Here is a 24,336-nt window from a genome sequence, read left to right as displayed (position 1 = left end):
AAATATGTTCCTATTTTTTTCCTTATGCCAAAATGGAAATTTAAAAATGTAAGAAGGAGAAATGTGCTGAAATGAAAAAATTAAACTCTCATCTTGAACGTAGAACAGAATTAATTGCTGATCTTGAAAAAATTTTAATCGGACCTATAGAAGAGCATGAAGTATTAAGTAGTAAGAAAACACCTATGGCACTCTATTTAACAGGTAAGTTAGTTCCTTTTGGATCAACAGTTGAAGTTGTAAATGAAGAAGAATATGATGTTCAAACAAATGAGTTGTTAGATACAGAGAATGTGGATGAGTTGATTGCCAACCGAAATCCGTTTCGAGCTTCATCTATGGGATGTAGTTTTCGAATGAGTCAATTAGTTCCTATCAATATTAAGATTTCATGGGGAATGTATGGTGAAAATCATGTGCGAAAACCTATTATGGTTACGCTTGATAATATTATTCCAGAAAATAAAGAGTGGCAATTAGAGGAACCAGGAGTTCTCCGATGTAAGGTAAAAGAAAGAGATGGAATATATCATGTTAGTTTTTATTTGTTAAATGGGTATAAACGTGATTCTTATCCACTTCAAAATGAGATCATGTTTCAAACAAAGCTTGCCCTAGAAGTTAAAGAGGAATCGATAGCGAAGTTTAGTTCACGAGCAGACCAATGGAATTTGGAAGATGAATTATTGTACCGTCATGTAAATGAATATGCTATCGGTCATGGTATTGGTGTCGGCTATAGTTTCAGTGAAGGGAAATGTTTATTAGAAACTACATGGCTACCAACTACAGAAGTGCCAATTGTCGAGCATAAGGAAATAAAGGAGTTAACAACTTCTATGGTTGAACTGGCTGAGATGTCGGCAGAAGAATTGCAAACTAATTTATATAAATTAGTTTATTCGTATAGGGTGTGGGTAAAAGAGCAATCAGATAAATTCGAAGTAATTCCTAGTCATTTACATAGTGTAGTGAATAATAATTTATCTAAAGTTAGCCGAATCATTGAAAGAATTGAGAATGGTATTTTATCGGTAGTATCAAATGATAAAAAATTAAAGGCATTTAGATTTATGAATAGAGTAATAGCGATTCAACAAGCTCAATCTAAAGTGGCACTAAAATATCGATCCAACAGTGAAAGAGTTGAGCCGGTTTATAATGGTAAGTGGAGACTTTTTCAGTTGGCGTTTATTTTAATGAATATTGATGGGATTAGTAATCCCGAACATAAAGATCGTGATTTGGTTGACTTGCTATGGTTTCCAACAGGTGGAGGGAAAACTGAAGCGTATTTAGGAGTAGCAGCTTTCTTAATGGGGCTGAGACGGTTAAATGGTGTAGCGCATCAACGTGAAACATATGCAGGAGTAACTGTTTTGATGAGATATACACTAAGATTACTAACTACCCAACAATTTCAACGTGCTACTGCAATGGTTTGCGCAGCGGAGTTTTTACGTCAAAAGGATCCTGTATTATGGGGGTTAGAGCCTTTTTCAATTGGGTTATGGATTGGCCAAGCTTCAACACCAAATAAAATTGAAGAAGCAAAGGAAAAGTTACAACAAATTATTGATGGGAATGAAGTGACTGAGGCAAATCCAGTGCAGTTAGAAAATTGTCCTTGGTGTGGTTCGAGTTTATCTGCACACGATTATCACTTTGAAGATCATAGACAGAGAATTACTTGTAGTCACTCAGAATGTTATTACGCTAGTAATGGAGGCATTCCAGCCTATACTGTAGATGAAGTTATATACAATCATGTGCCTACAATCTTAATTGGTACAGTAGATAAAATTGCGCAAATTGCTTGGAATAAACGTTTTTGTGAGTTGTTTGGTTGGAAAACACACTATAGCCCTATTGAAGGGTTTGTAAATGATATAGATTATAAGGGTTATCATTTAATTAATAAGCAACGGATTTATACAGAAGAAATAGACGGTTTAATACCACCTGAATTAATAATTCAAGATGAACTGCATTTAATTAGTGGACCATTAGGCTCCTTAACAGGACTGTATGAATTAGCAATTGATTATTTATGCCAATACAATGGAAAAGGCCCTAAAATTATTGCTTCAACAGCAACGATTCGTGGAGCACAAGAACAAGTTAAACGGTTGTATGGTAGAGAAGTGTCTCAATTTCCTTTATCGGTAACGGATGCGCGTGATAATTATTTTTCTTACCAAATTCCGATAGAAGAAAAACCTGGTCGTTTTTATTTAGGTGTTTGTGCACCAGGTGTTAGTGGTGCAATTCATACGGTACACGTTTATGCTGCATTGCTCTCTATCGTTCGTAATCTAGAGGAAAAGGATGACTCTATTGATCCATATTGGACTATTCTTGGTTACTTTAATACAGTAAAAGAATTATCTGGTACATCAACGAAGTTAAAAGACGAAATCCCGATTCGTTTAAAATTACTAAGTGATCGAAGTAAAACGGTCAATCCATTAATTACGGAAGAATTAACTTCGAGAAAAAAAGCGGCGGAAATCCCACAAGTGCTAGGTGCGATTGAACGTAAATATGATGAGAATGGATTAGATGTAGTATTAGCAACTAATATGATTTCTGTTGGAGTAGATGTGAATCGATTGGGGCTAATGGTCATGCACAGTCAGCCAAAAACGGCCTCTGAATATATTCAGGCTACGAGTCGTGTTGGTCGTAGCTATCCAGGTTTGGTTGTTACTTTATTTAATTCGATGAGATCAAGAGATTTATCACATTTTGAACGTTTCAATGCATTTCATCAGGCGATGTATCGTTATGTTGAACCGACAAGTGTAACTTCCTTTGCAAGTGGTAGCCTTGAAAGAGGATTAACTGGTCTTGTAGTCGGAATGATTCGACAAACCGATTATACATTGCGTAAAGAAAATGGTGCGGTGGAGTTTAGGCAAAACAGCATAACTGATGAAATTCTAGAATTTATTATAAAACGAGCGGTATCTACAAGTGAAGTAGAACTAAATGATATAAAAAAAGAGATAGAGAAAATCTATTCGTGGTGGGAAAATAGGGCGATTTCTGAAGAGAAATTAAGTTACCGACAAAACGTTAAACAAGGAAGGACAAGGCATATTTTAAAAAATTTCAAAGAAAGAACAAATTATCAATATGCAAAACCTACATTAAATTCATTACGAAATGTTGAAGGTGAAATTAAAATTGTGGAGATGAGAAATTATGAGTAAGCAGGAAATAGGTAAATTGCGCCCTTCTCAGTTATTACACTATCATGGACCGGGTGCTATTGTTGATTTACTAGAGGATAGTGTAGTTATCTCTGCAGCGGATGAGTGGTCAATCCCAAGAGAAAATCGTTATCAAGAGCCAAGAATAGAGAGAATGTTAAATATTGATTATATTAAGTTGATTAGTGAGGAAGAAGATCGTATAAAAGTTGGAGCGAGATCGTTTCCGCGATGGAGAATATGTCCGTCTTGTGGGATGATGGATTCGTTTGCAAGTAAAGAGTGTTTTTATTGTAAGAAAAATGAAGACAAAAGTGTTAAATTGTATCCGTCCCGTTTTATTCTCGTTTGTGAAAAAGGACATTTAAGTGATTTTCCTTGGATTGATTGGGTGCATAATGGTAAAAAATGTTCTAGTGATAAATCAGTCTTGAAATATAAATCGAAAGGTTCTGCTGGTTCATTATCGGATATTGTTGTTTCATGTGTAAAATGTGGTGAACAGAATAGTCTTGCTCAAATTATGAAAACGGAGGAAATTGAAAAATATGTTCCTCAATGTACTGGTGAGCGCCCTTGGTTAAATGATAAAGAAGAATGCTCGGAAAGTATGAAAACAAGTTTGCGTGGAGCTTCCAATATTTATACACCAATTATTACAAGCGTTCTTTCAATTCCTTTAACAGCTTCGTCTGGTGATGAAATCATGTTTATAGTTGATAGCAAAAGGGATGTAATTGCAAACTTACTAGAAATGCAGAACTATGATGACAATGCAAAAAAGACGTTGATTTGTTCAGTTTTAGGTAGACCAGAAAGTGACTATGAAAGGATCATGAATTATTATCTAAATGAGGAGACAGTAAATTACGATTCAATACGTAAACAAGAATGGTTAACATTAATTTCTGGTGATATTAATGACCAAGAAGAAACAGGTTTTGTTAGTAAACAAGTTGCAATACATGAGGAAATGTCTACATATTTTAATTCGATTGTTCGTGTAGACCGATTACGTGAAGTAAGAGTGCTAAATGGATTTACACGTTTGAACTATCCAGATCCATTTTTTGAAGAAGCTCTAGATGCACTTCCTATTATGAAAGAAAGACAAAATTGGTTACCTGGTGTTTTAGTACATGGTGAAGGCGTATTTTTTGAATTTAATCCTAAAGCGATTTACAAATGGCAAGCAGATCAAAATGTACAGCAGCAACTTAACAAAATCATTAATAAATATAATGTCATGCGAGAAGAGCTTGGTTATAGTAGTCGAGATTTAGCACCAAAGGATATTCTGATTCACACATTTTCACACATGTTAATCAAGGAGTTTGCAGCACATTCGGGATATTCCTCAACATCTTTAAGAGAAAGATTATATTGTGGTCCTGATATGATGGGCGTATTAATTTACACAGCGTCTTCTGATTCAGAAGGCAGTTTAGGTGGTTTAATTGAACTATCTAAGCCAGAAAAATTGTATCCAATTTTTATACGAGCATTAGAACGTTTTGAGTATTGTTCATCAGATCCTCATTGCTCTGATGGTGATTTTGAATTACAAACATCTATTAATGGTGCTGCATGTCATGCATGTTCTTATGTTTCTGAAACATCATGTGAATGGAATAATCATCTATTAGATCGTCGTACGACAGTTCCACTGTTAGGATTTGAAAATATGACACTTTTCAAATAATAATCCCATTTTTAGGAAGGGTTTCATTGCCATTTTTCATTGTGAATATATTTAAGTTATATTACTATATTTTATATAAGGGAATTTTAAATACACGAAAAATAGGGATTTTGAAAAAGAAAATTTAATTTTATGTATTGTAATTTTAGTTGAAGAGGATGTATGCTAGATGGATTTTCATCTTTTAAAAAATGAGATAGAAAATATGAGTTCTTGGTGGCATAAGTTGATTTTTGTATGTAATGTTGAATCTATAGTGGACGAAATAGTTAGTTTAAATTCAGATATTGAAGTATTGAATGTAAATCTAATATTAAGTGAATCACTAGTGACTATTTCAAAAAATAAATATCCACTTTATGTTGAAGAAGCTATGCAAAATAAGATTAATAATCCATCTAAAATATATTTACTTCAATATATTGATATTTTATTTGATCCGGTTTTACAAATTAATTCAATTCGTTTGTTAGAAAACATAAGCAAACGAAATAAACTCATTGTAATATGGCCGGGAATATATAGAAATGGGCAGTTGATTTATGCTGAGAATGGACATCCAGAATATTATTCAAATGGTAATTTTGAAGGGAAACCAATTACGAATTAAACAAAGGAAGTGTTGCAAGGATGTTAAAATATGGAGATTTAATAAAGTTTGAAGCAGTTGAATCGGTTGTTCAACTAAAAGAAGCAAATGATACAGATTATGCAATTTCACTATTAAATACATATGTTATTTCAGATAACATGGCAGAAAAACTAACGAATGAGATTATTGAAAATATTCAATTCGATCGTTGGGTTGATAATAAAGGAATGCTTATTGTTGGTAACTATGGAACGGGTAAATCTCATTTAATGAGTGTTATTTCTACAATTGCAGAATTACCAGGAGCAAGTGAGCACTTACGACATAAAGAAGTAGCTGAGAAGGCAAAGGAAATTGAAGGAAGGTTTCAAGTTGTTCGTGCCGAATTTGGTGCAGTTACAATGCCGTTACGCGATATCATTTGTCGTGAATTAGAAAGTGGATTGGAAAAAATGGGGATTGATTATACTTTCCCAGCAGCGGATCAAGTTACTAATAACAAAGAAATGTTTTATGAAATGATGGAATTGTTCCATGAGCAATATCCAGATAAAGGATTACTTTTAGTAATTGATGAGTTACTTGACTATTTACGTGGTCGTAAAGAACAAGATTTGACTTTAGATTTAGGTTTTTTACGTGAAGTAGGAGAAGTATGTGGTAAATCTCGCTTCCGTTTTATTTCTGGTGTACAGGAAATGCTATTTGATAATCCTAAATTTAGTTTTGTTGCTGATTCACTTCGTCGTGTAAAAGAGCGTTTTAAAGAAGCTCGGATCGTTCGTGAGGATATTGCATTTGTTGTATCTGAGCGTTTGTTAAAGAAAAATGATGAACAAAAGGCATTAGTTCGTGAACATTTAAGTAAATTTACGAAATTGTACAATGGATTAGCGGAAGATATGGAAACGTTCGTAAACATGTATCCAATTCATCCGTCCTATCTTGAAACATTTGAAAAAGTAAATATTGCTGAAAAACGTGTTGTACTTCAAACAATTAGTAAAGAAATTAAAAAATTATTAATGCTTGAAGTTCCTGAAGAAGCTACAGGATTAATCTCTTTTGATCGTTATTGGCAATACATTGAGGAAGACTCGTCCCTTCGAACAAATGATAACGTAAAGTTGGTTATGAATAAAGTTGAAATGTTAAAAGGATGTATTCAGACAGGTGTGAAGCGTCAATACAAAAATATAGCCAATCAGCTAGTTAACGCATTAGCTGTATATCGTTTAACGACAGACGACTTAAAAACACCAATTGGTCTTACATCTGAAGCATTACGTGACAAATTATTTATAAGTAATCCTATGCTGTTAGAGTTAGATGAAGACGTATCTGAATTTTTAACAACGATGATTGAAGCGGCTATGAAAGATTTAATGACTGCAGCGAGTTTCCAATTTGTATCTTTAAATAAAGATAATGGTCAATATTATATTGATATTGCGAAAGTAACAGCAGTTGATGAATTAATTCAACAGCGTGGTGAAGGTTTGACAGACAATCAGTTAGATAGTTATTACTTCCAAGTATTGAAACAAGCGACAGAAGTAACAGATACTTCTTATGTGAGCGGATATAAAATTTGGTTGCATGAAATTCCATGGATTGATCGTCGTGTCAAACGTGAAGGATATATATTCTTTGGAGCGCCGAATGAGCGCTCTACAGCACAACCTGAACGTGACTTTTATATTTATATGCTCCAACCGTTTGAAGAACCGAAATTTAAAGATGAACAGAAAGAAGATGAAGTATTTTTCCGTTTGATTAAGAAAAATGATGATTTTGTTAATTTGTTACGTCTATATAGTGGTTCATGTGAAATGTACAAAGATACAACAACAAATCGCCATCTATATAAGCCGAAAATGGATGATTATTTGAAGAAGTTAGTAAAGTGGTTAAAAGAAAACTTTGTTGAAGCTTTTGAAATTGTTTATAGAGGAAAGCACGCTGATGTTTTAGAGCATGGATTCTTCCTTCCAAGTAATCCAGATACCCTAATTCAAATTCTTGATTCGGTTTCACAAGATTTACTTTCCCAATGGTTCGAGGTGAAATATAGTGAGTACCCGACTTTTCGTAAATTAGATAAATCGTTTGTTACGAAATCAAATATGCAAACATACGTAAAAGATGCGTTAGATTACTTAAATGGAAAGAAAACAAATCAAGGGGAAGCAATTTTAAATGGTTTAGTCCTTCTTGATAATAATGGGAATGTCACTGCAAGAAACTCTGGTTATGCGAAATGGGTATTAGAATTACTAAATCAAAAAGAACCTGGACAAGTGTTAAATCAAAATGAATTAATAGAAGTCATTAATACAGTACAAGGGACACCGGATCAAAGATTAACAAAGCAATTCGCAATGGAACCAGAATTATTAGCGGTAGTATTAGCATCGTTAATTCAAAGTGGTGAAATTGTAGTTACTGTAAATGGTACGACATATGAAGCAATGAATTTTGCTGAATTTGTTCGTTTGCCTGTAAATGATTTAACATATTTTAGTCATATTAAAAAGCCGAGTGGTTTACCAGTCCCAGCAGTACAAGCTTTAATTGCTATGTTTGGTGGAGAACAAATTGATTTTACTGATTTAGATGCTGTAGATTTTTCTATTAAAAGAATTATTTCTAGAGCTAAAGAGGAAACAAACAATACAGTTGAGATGGTTGCTAATATACGCAATCGATTTGTAATTTGGGATGGACAGTTATTTTCATTAGAAGAGAAAGAAGAAAAAATTAAAAAGTTAAGTAGTTTAAATGAATTTTTACAAGGGCTACAAGTTTACAATACTCGTGCTAAAATGGTGAACTTGAAATATGATATAAATCGTATTGAAGAAGAAAAAGAAAGCTTAGCAATTGTTCATCAGCTTGAGAAGTTACAACAGAAGATTAATGAATATACAAAAGTAGCAGATTATTTGACGAAAGCAAGATATATCGTGTCTCCTAGTCAAGAATGGATAGATGATGTTGATGTGTCGCTTGATAATTTAAGCATTGCTTTAAAAAATGATGAAGATTGTTCTAGAGAAGTGGCAGAGCTTGAGAGATTGAAAAAAGAATATATTGAACATTATATGGTACTTCATCAAACAGCAAGATTAAATGCAACAGAGAATAAGAAAAAATCAGAGTTATTAAAGGATCCGCGTTATGATGCTTTAAATACATTGGCCTCTAAGATATCATTCTTACCTCATCAAGCTTTTGATGATTGGCAAATGAGCTTAAAAGCGTTGAAAGATTGTTATAATCTAACAGTGGAAAAACTGCAGCATATGCCGGAGTGTCCAAATTGCAGATTCAATCCAAGAGAAGAACAAAATAAAGCAAAGCCTTCTTTGGCGCAGCTAGAAGATCAATTAGGGGAACTTCTAAACTCATGGACAGAAACACTATTAACGAATTTTAATGATTCAATTGTAAAAGAAAGTATTAATTTACTTGAATCTGAACAAAAACGTTTAATGGATGAATTAATTCAAAATAAAGCATTTAAACTTCCAATTTCATTAAATTTAATTAATGCTATTAGTGTTGTTCTTAAAGGAATTCATAAAGAGCAAATTGAAATGGGGCAACTTCTGAAAGTATTTGGAGATGGAAATCCTATTACAGTAGATGAAGCACGTAAAAACTTTGATATGCTACTAAAAGGATTAATTGGTACAAATGAAATAAATCGAGTTCGTTTAACGGTAAAGAAATAAGTAGGAGGAAACAAATTTGGATAAAGATACGAAACAATTATCACTATTAGATGAAAATACTCAAGCAGACAACGTTCCTGTTGTCTGCTTAGGTATGACATTTGAAAACGATGAAATCCGTCGGAGATATTTTCAAAATGAATTACGTAAAATACTTCCGGACCTTAAGGGGATAGAAGGATTTCCTGTTGGAGAAGATGAGGATATTATTGCTTTGTCTGATCCGCCATATTATACGGTATGTCCTAATCCTTGGATAAATGATTTTATTGAAGAGTGGGAAAGAGAAAAAGTAGAGAAACATGGTAGAGATATAAATGAAGAGTACCACCGTGAACCTTTTGCAGCCGATGTAAGTGAAGGGAAATCAGATCCTGTGTATATGGCTCATGCATATCATACAAAAGTACCGCATAAAGCAATAATGAAGTATATACTTCATTATACTGAACCAGGAGATGTAATTTTTGATGGTTTTAGTGGTACAGGGATGGCTGGAGTTGCAGCTTCATTATGTGATGATAGAAAAATAATAAATGAGTTAGGTATGCAAGTAGATGATAATAAAAACATCCTTAATATGGAAGGTGATGTAGTAGCCAAACTTGGAAAAAGAAAGGCGATATTAAATGATTTATCTACAGTCGCTACTCATATAAGCTACAATTACAACACTAACAAAGAATTTGCAAACTTTGAGAAATATTTTCTTCAGATGCTAAATGAAATAGAAGAAAAACATAAATGGATGTTAACAACTTCACATAGTGAAGGAGCAGAAGGAATAATAAATTTTGTTGCATGGAGTGAAGTTTTTATATGTCCCAATTGTAGTGATGAATTTTCTTATTGGGATGTGGCTGTTGATTTAAAAGAAAATAAGGTTAAAGAAGAATTCAAGTGTGAAGGCTGTGGGGGATTATTAAAGAAAAAAGATGTACAAAGAGCTACACAAACTGAATTTAATAATAAATTAAACTTAGTACATTCGCAAGTGAAATTAAAACCAGTTTTAATTAACTATAGTGTAGGCTCTAAAAGATATGAGAAAGTACCAGATAAAGAAGATTTACTAGTGCTTGAGAAAATAAAGAGTTATAAAGAGGAAACTTTTTATCCTGTTAATCGTATGATTACAGGAGATGAGATAGGCAGATTAAAAGTCTTAAATCTGGAATATGTTTTTCAGATAATGTCAATTAGGAATGATATTATTCTTGGGGATATATACAAAGAAGTCATGTCATCTCCATATAAAAATATTGGACTGTTTGTGTTAAGTGCATCAATTCCTAATTTAACGTGGATGTATAGATGGAGAATTAATAAAAAAGGTGGGTCTACTTCGGGTACTTATTATATTTGTTCGACTCCACAAGAAAACAATCCATTTAACCAGATAAAACGAAAATTTCAAGATATAAAAAAAATATCAAGCATTAGTAATTCAAGCGTTATAAGTACGCAGTCTTCGTTGGAAATGAAAATCAATGATAATAGTGTTGATTATATTTTTACAGATCCACCGTTTGGTGCCAATTTAATGTACTCTGAACTCAATTTTATTTGGGAGTCTTGGCTTCGATTGTTTAGTAATCAGAAAACTGAAGCAATTGTCAACAATACACAAGGAAAAAATGAAAATTATTATAAAGATTTAATGTACAGCTGTTTTAAAGAAAATTATCGGATTTTAAAGCCAGGAAGGTGGATGACTGTAGAATTTAGTAATTCTAAAGCATCTATTTGGAATGCGATCCAAGAAGCGATTCAAAAGGCTGGTTTTATTATAGCAAATGTATCTGCTTTAGATAAAAAGCAAGGTAGTTTTAAGGCTGTAACAACTGCAACCGCGGTTAAACAAGATTTAGTTATTTCTGCATACAAACCTAAACAAGAAAATATTGAGAAGATAAAAAAAGAAATAAACACAACAGAATCTTCTTGGACTTTTGTTAATCAACATTTAGAACAATTACCTGTATTTATTGGGGTAAAAGGGGAAGCACAGATTATATCTGAAAGAACACCGCGTATATTATTCGATCGCATGGTAGCATATCACGTTCAAAATGGATTGCCAGTTCCGATTTCATCAGCTGAGTTTCAATCTGGTGTAGCACAACGTTTCCCAATGCGTGACGGCATGGCATTTTTAGAAAGTCAAGTGGCAGAATACGATAAAAAACGTACGCTAGTTAAAGAGTTTGCACAAATGAGCTTATTTGTATCGGATGAAAACAGTGCAATTGAGTGGATTCGTCAGCAGTTATTAAAGAAACCGCAAACTCGACAAGATTTACATCCAAATTATATGAAGGAAATTCAACATATTGCTAAACATGAATTACTTCCAGAATTAGATGATTTATTGCAACAAAACTTCTTATCCTATGAAGGCGATGGAGAAATACCAGATCAGGTTGCTTCTTACCTGAGACGAAATTATAAAGATTTCCGTGGTTTAGATACAAATGATTCTGCACTTATTGAAAAAGCGATGAATCGTTGGTATGTTCCAGATCCAAACAAGCAAGCAGATCTAGAGAAGCTTCGTGAGAAATCGTTGCTTCGTGAGTTTAGTGGTTATGTAGAAGAATTAGAAAGTAGTAAGAAAAAGTTAAAGCAGTTCCGTACGGAAGCCATCCGTGCTGGATTTAAGAAAGCATATAGTGAGAAGGAATTTGATCAGATTGTGAAAGTCGGAGATCGACTTCCTGAAAAAATAATTCAAGAAGATGATAAGCTGCTAATGTACTATGATAATGCTTGTATTCGTTTAGGACTATAGTAGGTGATGATGATGGGGAATTGGCGTGATGGAATATTGAAAAAATTTCAATATCCAAATAGCAAAATGATATTAGTCCATGATCAAGATTTTCTTTTAAATGATGAATTACTTTTAAGTCATTTAAAAGAGGAAGGTTATGAGGTTATTCGTTTTGAAGATAGTATTTCTTTTCGTTATTTGTACGAGCAACAATATCGTGAGTCATTAAAGTCTGATAAATTATTGGTATACACAAATGATGATATTACGTTTCCGTACGAGTATATAAAGGGTAACTTTAGTACAAAGATTGATATCAGTACAATCTTTCCAAAGTTTTCTGCGCCAATACTTCGAAGTATGAACCGTGAAGATTTAGATGCCTTGTTCACTGTGCATGCACAGTATCAAGGCTCTTCTTCTAATAAAGATACTTTGGAGTATATCGTAAAACATTTGTATAAAATATCCTATGAAATTATTGATAGTGAAGTGGAATTGTACAAGCTCCTTCTCTCTCTTCATTATAGAAAGAAAGAAATACCTCAGGTTGTACAGGAGTTTCTTATAGAAAAATTCAATCAGTTTGAAGTGTTTCAGAAGTTACCGATAGAAAAATTGATTTCTTCAGCGGGATTTTTTTATGGGTTTTTAGAGGAACAATGGTCTTGTTTTGTATCTGAATATACAAAGTGTGAGAGTGAGAAAATCTCGGAACCTGCGCCGTTATATAAAATACATCCATTTACAAATGATGATGTATGGAGACTAATGGCTAACTTATTTATGGAAGGGACCGTTTCAAAAGTAAAGAAAGATTCACTTTTACAAACCCCTAATTGGATGAAGATAGGAATTGAAGAAGAATCTAAATTAGAGACGCTTCACGAAAAGCTAAACCACATTAGTAAAAGGGTTAACGAGAAACTTGTAAGGATTAAGTTGTATAAAGACTGGATTGAGTTAATTGATTTGGTTGCTGAATATAAGTACACTGCATTGGAAAGTAATGATACAGTATGTGTGGAAGAGGCAAACACATTAATGATGAAAGTAAATCAGAACTTCCAAGATTGGATGTTAAAACAGTATCATACTTTAATAAGTTTGCCTCCAATTCCAAAACCGAAGATGGTTCATCATGTTCCACATGTATTGCATGCACAAAGAAGAGACAATGAAAAGATAGCTCTGTTAGTACTGGATGGCATGAGTTTTATTCAATGGAAACAGGTGAAAAAACATTTGAAAGAAAATGGTTTTTCTTTTGAGGAAAATGGTGTATTTGCATGGGTACCGACACTTACTTCTGTATCTCGACAAGCTATTTTTTCAGGTAGAATTCCATTTGCATTTAGCAAAACAATAAAAACAACTGCAGCGGAAGAGAGATATTGGAAAGCTTTCTGGGAAAAACAAGGTATGTTAAAGCAATATGTAGCATATCAAAAAGGATTAGGTAAAGAAGATTACAATAGGGAGAATATTCTTGCATTAAAAAGAAATTCTGTAAAAATATATGGAGCAGTAATTGATGTAATTGATAAGTTCACACATCACGCAGTTTTAGGCGAAAAAAGTTTAGTTTCTAATTTAGAAATATGGTTACAGACTAATTATCTCGTAAACTTATTAGTTGATTTAATAAAAGAGAAGTATACTATTTATCTCACTGCTGACCATGGTAATACGATAGCTAAAGGGGTGGGACGGATTTCAGAAGGTGTTTTAGTAGATCAAAAAGGCGAAAGAGTACGAATATATAGTGACCCAATACTTTATAAAGATTCGGCATCTAAAATTGATGCAATGAGTTGGAATAATACTGGTCTTCCTGAAAATTACAATGTTCTTTTATCTCAATATGGTCAAGCGTTTGTTCAAAGAAATGAAGAAGTTGTGACACATGGTGGAATCAGTATAGAAGAAGTAGTTGTACCTTTTATAAAAGTACAACAAAATTAAGGAGAGGATATTCTATGACCAAACCTGTTGGATTTGATCAAAAGGTATTATTGCATCATTTAGATTTTATAGCGAATCATGCCAAAAAATATTCTCGCAAAGATATGTATGAAGTGCTAGATGGCTATTTACGAAACGATATTACAGGAGCGAAGTCTAGAAAAAACGCTGTTACAATGTTAATGAAAATATGGTATTTAGTTGATAAGGATTTAATCGAGATTCGTGATAGAGTTTTGGAAGTATTACCCGTGTTAACAAAAGAAGAGCGTGTGTTTGTACACTGGGGAATGACATTAGCAGCTTATCCATTTTTTAAAGATGCTGTACATGAGCTAGGAAAGTTGTTTCAATTACAAGATACAGTTCCTAGTACAGTGATTGGAAAAAGAATGAAAGAAGAGTATGGTGATAGGCGGAGAGTAGAAGTAGCTACTAGCGCTGTAATAATGAGTATAAAGGCGTGGGGAATTATAATTCCAACTAAAAACCGCTCGTATCAGTTACCAGAAAAGATATTCATTAGTAATCCGGTTCTACATGTGTTTATTGTAAAAATAATGTTATATGTTTTAGAGAATACAGCATTACAACTTGATATAATACAAAGCCATCCTATGTTATTTCCATTTGGTCATGAATTCAATTTGTTTGAATTACGTCAATGTGAAGAGGTAACGTTACACCATCAAGGAGTAGATATGTTAATAGTAGAGTGTAAGAGAAGTTAAACCTTATTCATTGGTGAATAAGGTTTTCTTATGAATAGAGGGGGATTGTTCATGATGAAAGTAGGTGAAATTGTCTCAAGTTCACAGTTTCCTGAAAGTGTAGAAATAAAAAAATGTGAAGCTTTTGGAGAATACGTCATTATTGAGGCAATTGGTCAAGAAACAAATAAGTATTATGAAATTATGTTAGAGCGAGAAAAGATTCATGATTTTAAACATTTAAAACAAGAAAAGGAAGTTGCAAACTTAAAAGTGTTAGATGTTCAAAGATACATACAATATGTATTGTTAAAAAATGAAGTGAAATTTTCTAAAACAAGAGCATTAGGGAACAAGAATTTATTGCCGTTACCGCACCAAATTGAGGCTGTATATGGGAAAATGCTTCAAGTGCCACACGTTCGTTTTTTATTGGCTGATGATCCAGGTTCTGGAAAAACGATCATGTCTGGAATGCTCATTAAGGAATTAAAAGCAAGGTTAAGTGTTGAGCGAATTTTAGTTTTAGTTCCTCCACTTGTGTTGAAGCAATGGCAAGAAGAGTTGGAACAGAAATTTGATGAGCATTTTCATATTATTAATCGGGCGGTACTAAAAGAGTATGGTGGTAAGAATCCATTTATATCAAATAGATTGTGTTTAACTTCTATGTATTGGGCTATGAGGGATGATGTAAAGGCATTGATTCAAGAAGCACAGTTTGATTTGGTAATTGTAGATGAAGCACATAAGATGGCGGCGTATACACATGGGACGGTTAAAAAGAAAACATTTCGAACAAAATTATATCAGTTAGGGGAATCACTTTTAAGAAAAACAAATCACTGTTTATTGCTAACTGCAACGCCGCATAAAGGTGATTCTGAAAACTTTAGACACTTAATGAAGTTAATCGATGAAGATATTTTCTCCAGTAGTAAGACAACTGAAAGTTTAAAAGAAAAAACGAATCCGTTTATTATTCGTCGTTTAAAAGAAAACTTAAAGAATTTTGATGGAACGCCATTATTTCCAAAAAGAACTACGAAAACAACTCAATTTAATTTAACAGATGAAGAATTAGCGTTGTATGATGCGGTAACTGAATACGTACGAGAGTATTTTAATCGCGCAATGAATAATGGCAGTAATAGTACAGCGTTTGCGATGATGTTATTGCAGCGTCGATTAAGTTCTTCTATTGATGCGATTTATTTATCTTTAAAAAGAAGATATAATCGATTAATTAAGCTATATAAACAAACAGAAGCTGAACGCAATAAGTATATAAAGAAAATGAAAAACCTAGAAACAGAGAATTATTTAGAAGAAGGTAGCGATATTCAAGAGAAAATAGAACTTCAGCTTGAGAAATCAATTGATGTTATTGATACAAAAGAACTGAAAAAAGAATTGATTGTATTGAAAAAGCTTATTCAGCAAGCTGAAAATATTAAGTTGTATGTTGTGGAGAAAAAATATCAAGAGTTAGAAGAGACATTATTTGGAGCGAGTGGGCTTTTAAATCATAATGAAAAGATTTTAATTTTTACGGAATCTGTAGATACTTTGAATTATTTAGAAGAAAAGCTTTTGAAACGGGTACCGAAAATAGCAAAAATTATTGGAAGCTTGTCTATGGAGCAACGTCGGAAACAAGTTGAAATGTTCCGTAATGAATGTCAAATTATGATAGCTACAGATGCTGGTGGGGAGTCTATTAACCTTCAGTTTTGTAATCAGATGATAAATTATGATATTCCATGGAACCCGAATAAGCTAGAGCAGCGTATGGGGCGTATTCATCGTATTGGACAAAAAAATGAAGTGTTTGTTTTTAATTTAGTAGCGCAAAATACTCGTGAAGGTAGTGTAATGACTAAGTTACTAGATAAAATGGAGCTGATGAAATCAGATTTAGGGTCTGATCTCGTATATGATTTTATGGGTGATATTTTGGAAGATCATTATGATAGTTTAGCAGATTTAATGCAACAAGCTATTATAAAACGTGAACATCTTGATGAAGTCATTGCTGGTATGGAAAAAACTTTATCTGAAGAACATCAGAAGCTGTTAGCCTTAATGAATGAAGAGCGAATGACTGAAGATAACGTTGATCTTACAAATTTAAAACGTGAGAAAAATGACTTAACTGTTCAAATGATACCAAAACGTACATTTACAGATTTAGCAACATATGTTTTAGAAAAAAAACGTGTTCGTATTTTTAAATCGCAAGATGGAAAAGTCATGCGTATTGAGCGTTTACCAAAATTTATACGAGATTACATTCCAGAGTTACAAGATTATCAAGGAGACAGCTATCGCTTTACAAATTCAATAGATTTTGAAGAGGCTGACTTACCGATGATAACTGAAAGTCATCCGTTATTTAATGCAACCTTGGAATTGATGAAAAAAGAAGTGGAAGGCCGGACATGGCATTGTTATACTGTGACAGCTCATGTTCCCGAAAACCTATATGTGGAAATATATCATGTAAGTATTGTGGATGGTACAGGGGAAGAATTAGAAAATCATTATATTCATCTTGCAAGACGAGAAAATGGGGAATTTATTACGTTGGATCAAGGTTGGATCTTTGCTAATGATTTTATCAATAATGAATTTTATATAGAAATAGATTCTACTAGTCAGTGTATGAGTGAAGTAATGAAGCAATCTATCATAGTCCGAGATAACATTTTAACAAAGAGAGAAAAACAGTTAAATAAACTAGTAACATTTCTGGAGAAGACATTTAATCAACAATATCGTGAAACGCTAGAAAGACTAGAGGTATATCAGCAGGAAAACCTTGATAATCGGAATAGTGCTCTAATAAATCAAATGAATGCGCAACTCATTGATTTGGATATAAAAAAAGAAGAACGCTTAAATATAATTTATCGCCAAAAAAATATTTCTATGAAGCCTCCAAAGAAAATCATATCAATGAAATTAATACCAAATGGCGTATGTGATAGAGTAGTAGCAAAAGATTATTATGAAGCTGTAATGAGTTATGAAAGAGAAAATGGCCGTTTAAATATAAAAATGTTTAATAATCTAGGTTTGGTAGATTATTATAGTGAAAGGTTTAATGGAGAAGAGCGCTATATTATTCTTACAGAAAACGAACAGTATGCTCCTAGCGATTTTTATGTTGAGGATCTGAATGACATATTAGAAAAGGTATATGTTTATGTAGTGAAAGATGGGGCTGTTGTGGAAGCGATGACAATGAATACGGTTGTTTCTAGGAAGAGATTTAGTGAAATTTAAAATGTGTACTTTTGTTCACTGAAGGAATTTATAGTTAGTTGATTTATACCTGTAGTTGAATTGGATTTTAAACAAGTGAGATTTTGAATAAAGCTAATGCCTGTAGAAGATAAAGTATGCTTCAATAGGGAATTAGCTTTTTGTTTTGGAAATGTTTTGAGTTAGTTATAATTCGATAGAATGAAAAGAATTACTATCTTAGTTTAATGTCTAGAACCTTTTATATCTAGAAAATTATTTAATTTATCCACGCTGATTATTCCGCTTAGGTTGTAATCCTTCAATACATTCCGCTTCGAGTTACCTATAGTGTTCACGTTGGGGGACTGTTTGTCAATTGTCTGTGATTAAGAATATATTTCAAAACTTTTTCTTACGGATGGATAGTGTACTGTTGTGCCATTGTAATATTGAACGAACCGTTAAAGTATATTCTTTAAAATCCTATACTATTTAGAGATTTTTTTGTGCATCTGTTAAAGATATTGGCAATATGTTTTGTATACTGAAAGTTGATATAAAGGTATTTAATGCTCTTGAAATTTGCCTAAGCAGGTTTCCTTTGTGTTTTTGTGGTTGCTATAACCGCTATATATGATTATGAAAAAAATATTGTTTGCTGCATCACAAATAATTAATAAAATATTAACTGGGTTTGTAATTACTTTTATATGGAGTGAAGGTGGTGAATAAGGATTTTTTTAGTTCTATCTACACTGAAATCGAGAACATGTAGAAATCCGCATTTTTATCAAATATATCAAGGGAATACATTATATTTGCCTGTTCTAATAGGGAGAATAAGGATAGTATCATTAGTTAGATAGTTATTTATTAAGTGGAATGGACGATGAAGAAATGGGAGGGGTTTAGAAAAAATTGGTTATTTCTAAAATATTGAAATATGATGGATTTTATGTTGTTTGAAAGTGGGATTATGAAAGTGAAAAGGCATAGGGATATTATTTTTTAAAAATAAAAAAGTAAAATTTGTAGAAAGAATTAATATTTAATTATTGCATATGTATTAAGTTTAAACAAGCTTAATACATATGCAATAATATTAAAGAGGTATTAAGTGAATATCAGGGCATTTTTATAATATATAGTACAGGGTACATCTATATATTAAGTGTCTCGAATAGTTCCAATTGCTGTGAGTTTAATCTATTGTTATTTATTTTTTCCATGTTGTTCAAGCTCCATTCAGCAATAGGGCGTGCAATTACTCTCGCGAGTTCAACAGGTACAGCATTCCCAATTTGTTTATATATCTTGTCTAACTTTCCATTCTCACTAATGGATGAATTGTTACCATCAGAAAATACAAACCAGTCGGGGAATGTTTGTATGCGTGCAATTTCCTTCACAGACAGTCTTCTGTGTGACCCTTCATCGCCTGGTAATTCCCATTTATCCGTTCCAATCTTTTGCATAGGTTCACCGCTAGGGTGCAAAGGAGCCTGTCTTCCAGAAGCTTGTATAGTAAAACTTTGTTCGTTCCACTGTTTTTTTCGATTTCGAGACAGATATATGGATGAAAAGCTTCCTTCATAGTACGATCCGGGATTGGATTCTAAATCACCGATAGCGTCTTTTAACGTTACATAGGATTTTTTATCTTTTCCAATACCATGTGTTGGCTCAGGGAAGTTATATTCGAAATCAAGTCCTTTTCTTACGCCCACAATGAATACTCGTTCTCTAAGTTGCGGGACACCATAATCTCGTGAATTGACGAGCTGAAACTTAACATTATAGCCAGCGGATTCGAAGTCTTGAATAATTTGTTTAATGACTTCACCTTTCCCTAGGGTTAACATGCCTTTAACATTCTCAGCAATAAAGAAGGCTGGTTTTGTTTGGAGCAGACATCGAATGAAATGGATATATAGAAAGTTTCTTTCATCGTCAATTAGTCTTGGACCGGCTTCACTGAACCCTGGGCATGGAAAACCACCCAATACGATATCGCATTTTGGGAAAGTTTTAATTTTGCGAATATCTTTTTGGTTCTGAATGACTGTTTGTGGAAAATTTAATCTATATGTTTGATTTGCTTCTTTAAACATATCAACAGAATAAATTGTATGAAATACACTTTGGTTTCTGTCTCTATCAAAAGATTCACGAGAAGATAATATGTTATTGGTTTGGGTATTACCTATCGTTGCATCTAAGCCAGATAATTCAGCACCGAGATCTAGACCACCGCAGCCTGAAAATAAACTTACAAGATTAAGTTTATTAGCGTCGAAATTTATATTTGCTTCCGTATCTTCTTCTGGTAATCCTTGCGTATTTTCTTGCTCTTTTTGGATTTTCTCTATTAGTAAATTTTTTACTTGTTCAATATCATAATCTTTTAACGGACGGTATTTTGCCCTACCTCGTTCTTCGATTTTCATACAAGCACCTCCGATAATTACTTGTTTATTTTAACACTTTAAGCCGGAAAAGGCCAGTATGCAGATTATTATGTAATATTTCCGTAGGGCAGGGTGTAATATAATATCAATGTTGTGAAATTTAGGAATGGATTTTATAAAATTGATAAAGAATATTTAATGATTGTTTGTATTTCAAAGGTGTATTCTATGGTAAAAATATTATGATCATATTTTTGCCATAGAATGCCTTGGATATGTAAGTGTACTTTTAAGTCTTACTTATTTAGCGTTTTAATAATTTTTACCTACTTAATGTTTAATTGGTATTCGGAAGTTAATTTAACAGAAGACCAACCGTAATGGTGTCCTTTACTGAATTTTATACGTAAGTTAATTGTTTCTTGTCCATCATTCCATAACAAGGTGTTTTGAATGGTAGAAGGCGAATTGATTTTAACGTGTACCTCACTATCAATTTCTGAATGCTCTTTGCAAAAACTAACACCTGCTTTATAAATTGTAATAGCCATCATTGCTTTTCCTAATAAATTTCCAGCGCCTATTCGAAGTTGTTCTTGGGTGGCTTTTTCTAATTGTCTTCCTAGTTCATAAGAGAGCTTTTCTTGACTCTCTCTATGATTTAAACCTCCAATTGTAAATGTGGATTTCACTTCATTTACAATAGATTCCATACTTCCTGCATTAAAATATGTAGGTCCTAAAATTGTCCCAATACCAGGGTTTTTTGTAGTAATCTTGCTATTTTTTTGAGATAGGGCTTTTAGAGAAATATTTTCAACAATGATAGCATTGTTAATTTTTAGGATTAGTTGAAGATCACCGGTATCAAGCCTATCACCGATATAGGCATCTGGAATTAATTCGATGCTTTCTATAGTATAGTCGTTATATTTTTGGCGTAATTTCTTTGTTATAGCCGGTACAATTGTAGAAGTTGAATCAAATAATTTTTTTAGTGTTTCTGGTTTTAAATCAGAATAGTATGTACTAATTAATTCAAGACATGTATTTGGATCTACTTGGACGATATCAGGGAACTCCTTCAAAAAATAATAGTATGAAAAGGCTTCGTGACATTTTCCTATCGCATTACTGCTATTTTGTGTCTTGATATACTCATGTTTAGTTATTAGTCGTTTCATTTTGTTAATAGTTTCATTGTTGCTATTTTTTATATCTTCTTCTTCTGGAAACTCATGATAACTAGTCGCAAGTTTTATAGATGATGTTGGGCTACTTTCGAATTTGAAACGTAAAGTTAGTGCTACTTCACCAAATTTAATACCGACTGAATCCTTGCCTATTTTATATAACTCAATATCGTCAAAAGTAGGCTGTGGTGGACAGAAATTTTCAACTTGAATGTCATCCTCATTTTTGCCATATCGGGTAATAATATTGACCTCATCAACCATAAAAAAGAAGTTAAATGCATGGGAAAAACCTATATTCGCTTGGGTGTGAAACTTTTGAAGTATAGAGAAACATGTTTCACGTAAGTTAAAGAGAAAGCGTCTTCTGTATTCATTAATGTCATTTGTGAATTTTGGGAAATAGTCTTCAACCAGTTTTTTTAGTTCCTTTTTATCCGTGATATAGTGTGTACCCTCATTGTGTTCAACTATTTCTTTTAAGAATCCTAAGTAGTATTTTTCAAGTTTTTTATTAAAAATATTCTGCATGTCTTCGGATAAAAAGTATTTTGTTAAGAAGCTTTTTGCTCCAGGATTTTTGGGTTGAATTTTCCCGCCTTTTTTTATGTAGAATAAATTTATATATATGGTGGATCCATCTTTTAAATATAGCGTAAGATCATTAGTACGATCCGGATGTGGATCATCGAACTTTGAAGTGACTGAATCAATATTTGGATATAAACCTTGGATAAAAGTAACTGTTTCCTTTGCTGTCTGAGAATAATTATTGATAGATAAGGAGTTTAATGAGTCTAATAAAGCTTGTTGTACTGATTTTACGTGGTTGTCTCCTATAGTTTTTGGGATTGGCTTCTTTTTCATTGTACACATCCTTTTGGTTATGTGAGTGCTCTAGAATTACTTTTAAGTAGATAGGAACAAATAATGTAACTCATATTTCTTCAATTGAAAGTTATAATATATAATGTTATTAATATACATATTTTACAAATAAAATTGCTATGAGTCTAGAATTTGAAGGATATAGGATTGTTTTTTCTATTGTTTAGTTTAGTAAATGAAGAAGAATTCTTTAGCTAGGGTTTATTATAGGGGGAGAGATAGTATATGAATACCTGGATATTCCAAGGTAATCCGAAACGTTTTAATGTAGACGATTATGTATTAGGAAATGAAATGATTTGGTGGTCTATTAGGCAAGAGAGTTTAGTTAAGCATGTTCAAATAAACGATGAGGTATTTATTTGGCGTTCAGATGGGGGAAGTAAGGGAACTGGGGGTATTATAGCACGAGCGGTAGTAATTACGCTGCCGGAAATTTATAAAAATGATGGAGAACCCGCTGCTCATTTGTATGAAGAACTGGGTGATAAATTAAAACAAGCTGTTAAGCTTAAAGTACTAGAAGTGGATGTGAAAAAAGGTATAAATAGAATGGAGTTAATAAACCATACTAAGTTAAACGATTTAAAGATATTGCGATTAAAACAAAATACTAATTATCTTGTAGAAGAAAAACATAAGAGTTATTTAAAGCAAATGTGGTATAACAGATACCCTGTTAATAATGATGATATATCAACAAGGTTTCCTCTTATTGAATCGTTAGAGCAAGTTAAAGAGAATATGAAGCAATTCGAAAAAGATCTCACTGAGATGGAAGAACTAGAGAAAGAATTAAAGTCATTTCAACAGTGGTACTATTTACATAACGAAGGGCTTTTAGCACCGAGTAAATTTATTGGCTATCAAGAGATGAAAGGGCATATTTATGTTGATAAGTATGCTATAGCTGGACTTGATGGAAGAGTCACCGAAAAAGAGTTAAGAAAGCTAGGTTTTGTTACAACGAATAATGAATTATTGAAAAAGTTTGTACAACAAAAGTTAAATGGTAGGACAAGAAAAGACTTTTCGGTAAATATTTTGGAATCAGAACGTGAACAGATTGAAGTAAGCTTTGCGCAAATAGCTATAGAAAATGAGAGGGACAGAGGAGGGGACTATACCTTACCACCACTAGATTCAAATGGTAGAGTTAGGGAGTATAACTATTATTCAGATGAACTGAAAGGACAAGTTATATATGAACATCTAATTAATAATGAAAAACATCGTTGGATGGATATTAATATACTTGAACGTAAAGGAAATACTAATGGACGTGATTCAGCAAATATACTTTATTATTTGGGTTTAAGAGCCAACTATAGGGGGCTTTTTTCAGGGAAGTCATTAGGTGAAGTGATAGAAATATTTAAGAGTGGCGGAGAAGAATACTCGGATATTGTGCGTTTATTACAAGGAAGGGAGCAATCAATTCAATTGTATGAGAATGTAATATCTGATATTGAATCTCAAGAGATAGAAGAAGGGGGAAGGGTTGAAGGAACTAAGAGGTCATATTATGTGAATAAATACGAACGTAATATTAAAAATAGAACAAAAGCCATTGAGATACATGGTTTGGATTGTTATGCTTGTGGATTCAATTTTGAAGAAGTATATGGGGAACGTGGAAAAGATTTTATAGAAATTCATCATGTTAAACCGTTGAGTACTCTTGAAGAAGCAGTTGTAATTGATCCAGAAACAGATTTAGTTCCCTTGTGTGCAAACTGTCATCGAATGGTACATAGAAGGAAAGATAAGGTATTGACTATTGAAGAACTTAAAGCTCTATTAAACAAATAGTGTTTGATAGTATTGTAGTGATACTTATATTAATAAAATGATGTTTAAAGGGATATGTGAGGTGGTTAGTAGTCAACTATTTTTTCTTTGAT

Annotated in this window: 11 protein-coding genes; 9 read left to right on the top strand and 2 right to left on the bottom strand. The window is 32.7% G+C overall.

What is annotated here, in order from left to right:
- The first annotated feature begins 71 nt into the window (after positions 1 to 71).
- From drmA to VF726_RS22785, 8 genes are all read left to right on the top strand, one after another.
- On the top strand, positions 72 to 3,215 hold the full coding sequence (gene drmA, locus VF726_RS22820; RefSeq protein WP_440172363.1) for a DISARM system helicase DrmA: 3,144 nt from the start codon (positions 72 to 74) through the stop codon (positions 3,213 to 3,215).
- Positions 3,208 to 4,917, top strand: coding sequence for a DrmB family protein (drmB, locus tag VF726_RS22815; protein WP_440172361.1), 1,710 nt, complete (start codon positions 3,208 to 3,210; stop codon positions 4,915 to 4,917). Before drmA ends, drmB begins: the two co-directional genes overlap by 8 nt.
- Before the next feature lie 169 nt (positions 4,918 to 5,086).
- Complete coding sequence (brxF, locus tag VF726_RS22810; protein WP_440172358.1) at positions 5,087 to 5,527, top strand: BREX-3 system P-loop-containing protein BrxF; 441 nt, start codon at positions 5,087 to 5,089, stop codon at positions 5,525 to 5,527.
- A 20-nt stretch (positions 5,528 to 5,547) separates the two neighbouring features.
- A complete protein-coding gene (locus VF726_RS22805) occupies positions 5,548 to 9,246 on the top strand; it encodes a DUF6079 family protein (RefSeq protein WP_440172355.1) in 3,699 nt (1,232 codons plus the stop codon).
- 16 nt (positions 9,247 to 9,262) lie between these two features.
- Positions 9,263 to 12,037, top strand: a complete 2,775-nt coding sequence (locus VF726_RS22800) for a DNA methyltransferase (protein WP_440172353.1) — start codon at positions 9,263 to 9,265, stop codon at positions 12,035 to 12,037.
- 12 nt (positions 12,038 to 12,049) lie between these two features.
- Positions 12,050 to 13,984, top strand: a complete 1,935-nt coding sequence (gene pglZ, locus VF726_RS22795; RefSeq protein ID WP_440172351.1) for a BREX-3 system phosphatase PglZ — start codon at positions 12,050 to 12,052, stop codon at positions 13,982 to 13,984.
- Positions 13,985 to 13,998: 14 nt separating this feature from the next.
- Positions 13,999 to 14,715: a hypothetical protein gene (locus tag VF726_RS22790; protein ID WP_440172349.1), complete on the top strand. Its 717-nt coding sequence runs from the start codon at positions 13,999 to 14,001 to the stop codon at positions 14,713 to 14,715.
- A 51-nt stretch (positions 14,716 to 14,766) separates the two neighbouring features.
- The gene (locus VF726_RS22785; protein ID WP_440172347.1) at positions 14,767 to 17,982 is read left to right on the top strand and encodes a DEAD/DEAH box helicase; all 3,216 of its coding nucleotides are present in this window, start codon (positions 14,767 to 14,769) and stop codon (positions 17,980 to 17,982) included.
- 1,121 nt (positions 17,983 to 19,103) lie between these two features.
- Here VF726_RS22785 and VF726_RS22780 read toward each other — a convergent pair.
- Both VF726_RS22780 and VF726_RS22775 read right to left on the bottom strand, forming a co-directional pair.
- Positions 19,104 to 20,390 (bottom strand): DNA cytosine methyltransferase, encoded by a 1,287-nt coding sequence (locus VF726_RS22780; protein WP_440172345.1) that lies wholly within the window; start codon positions 20,388 to 20,390, stop codon positions 19,104 to 19,106.
- Positions 20,391 to 20,677: 287 nt separating this feature from the next.
- Positions 20,678 to 22,411, bottom strand: a complete 1,734-nt coding sequence (locus tag VF726_RS22775; protein WP_440172343.1) for a hypothetical protein — start codon at positions 22,409 to 22,411, stop codon at positions 20,678 to 20,680.
- A gap of 246 nt (positions 22,412 to 22,657) precedes the next feature.
- Between VF726_RS22775 and VF726_RS22770 the strand changes: the two genes are divergently transcribed.
- Positions 22,658 to 24,244 carry an EVE domain-containing protein gene (locus tag VF726_RS22770; protein WP_440172341.1) on the top strand — a complete coding sequence of 529 codons (1,587 nt, stop codon included), beginning with the start codon at positions 22,658 to 22,660 and terminating at the stop codon, positions 24,242 to 24,244.
- Positions 24,245 to 24,336: the final 92 nt, after the last annotated feature.

It is taken from the genome of Bacillus sp. Brlt_9 (assembly GCF_051948935.1).
Taxonomy (GTDB): domain Bacteria; phylum Bacillota; class Bacilli; order Bacillales; family Bacillaceae_G; genus Bacillus_A.
The sequence above is the reverse complement of the archived record's forward strand: the minus strand, read 5'-3'. Positions and strand labels throughout refer to the sequence as shown.

Coding starts and splice junctions, on each gene's coding strand:
- drmA (WP_440172363.1), top strand. CDS start 72: ATGAAAAAATTAAACTCTCATCTTGAACGTAGAACAGAATTAATTGCT.
- drmB (WP_440172361.1), top strand. CDS start 3,208: ATGAGTAAGCAGGAAATAGGTAAATTGCGCCCTTCTCAGTTATTACAC.
- brxF (WP_440172358.1), top strand. CDS start 5,087: ATGGATTTTCATCTTTTAAAAAATGAGATAGAAAATATGAGTTCTTGG.
- VF726_RS22805 (WP_440172355.1), top strand. CDS start 5,548: ATGTTAAAATATGGAGATTTAATAAAGTTTGAAGCAGTTGAATCGGTT.
- pglZ (WP_440172351.1), top strand. CDS start 12,050: ATGGGGAATTGGCGTGATGGAATATTGAAAAAATTTCAATATCCAAAT.
- VF726_RS22790 (WP_440172349.1), top strand. CDS start 13,999: ATGACCAAACCTGTTGGATTTGATCAAAAGGTATTATTGCATCATTTA.
- VF726_RS22785 (WP_440172347.1), top strand. CDS start 14,767: ATGATGAAAGTAGGTGAAATTGTCTCAAGTTCACAGTTTCCTGAAAGT.
- VF726_RS22780 (WP_440172345.1), bottom strand. CDS start 20,390: ATGAAAATCGAAGAACGAGGTAGGGCAAAATACCGTCCGTTAAAAGAT.
- VF726_RS22775 (WP_440172343.1), bottom strand. CDS start 22,411: ATGAAAAAGAAGCCAATCCCAAAAACTATAGGAGACAACCACGTAAAA.
- VF726_RS22770 (WP_440172341.1), top strand. CDS start 22,658: ATGAATACCTGGATATTCCAAGGTAATCCGAAACGTTTTAATGTAGAC.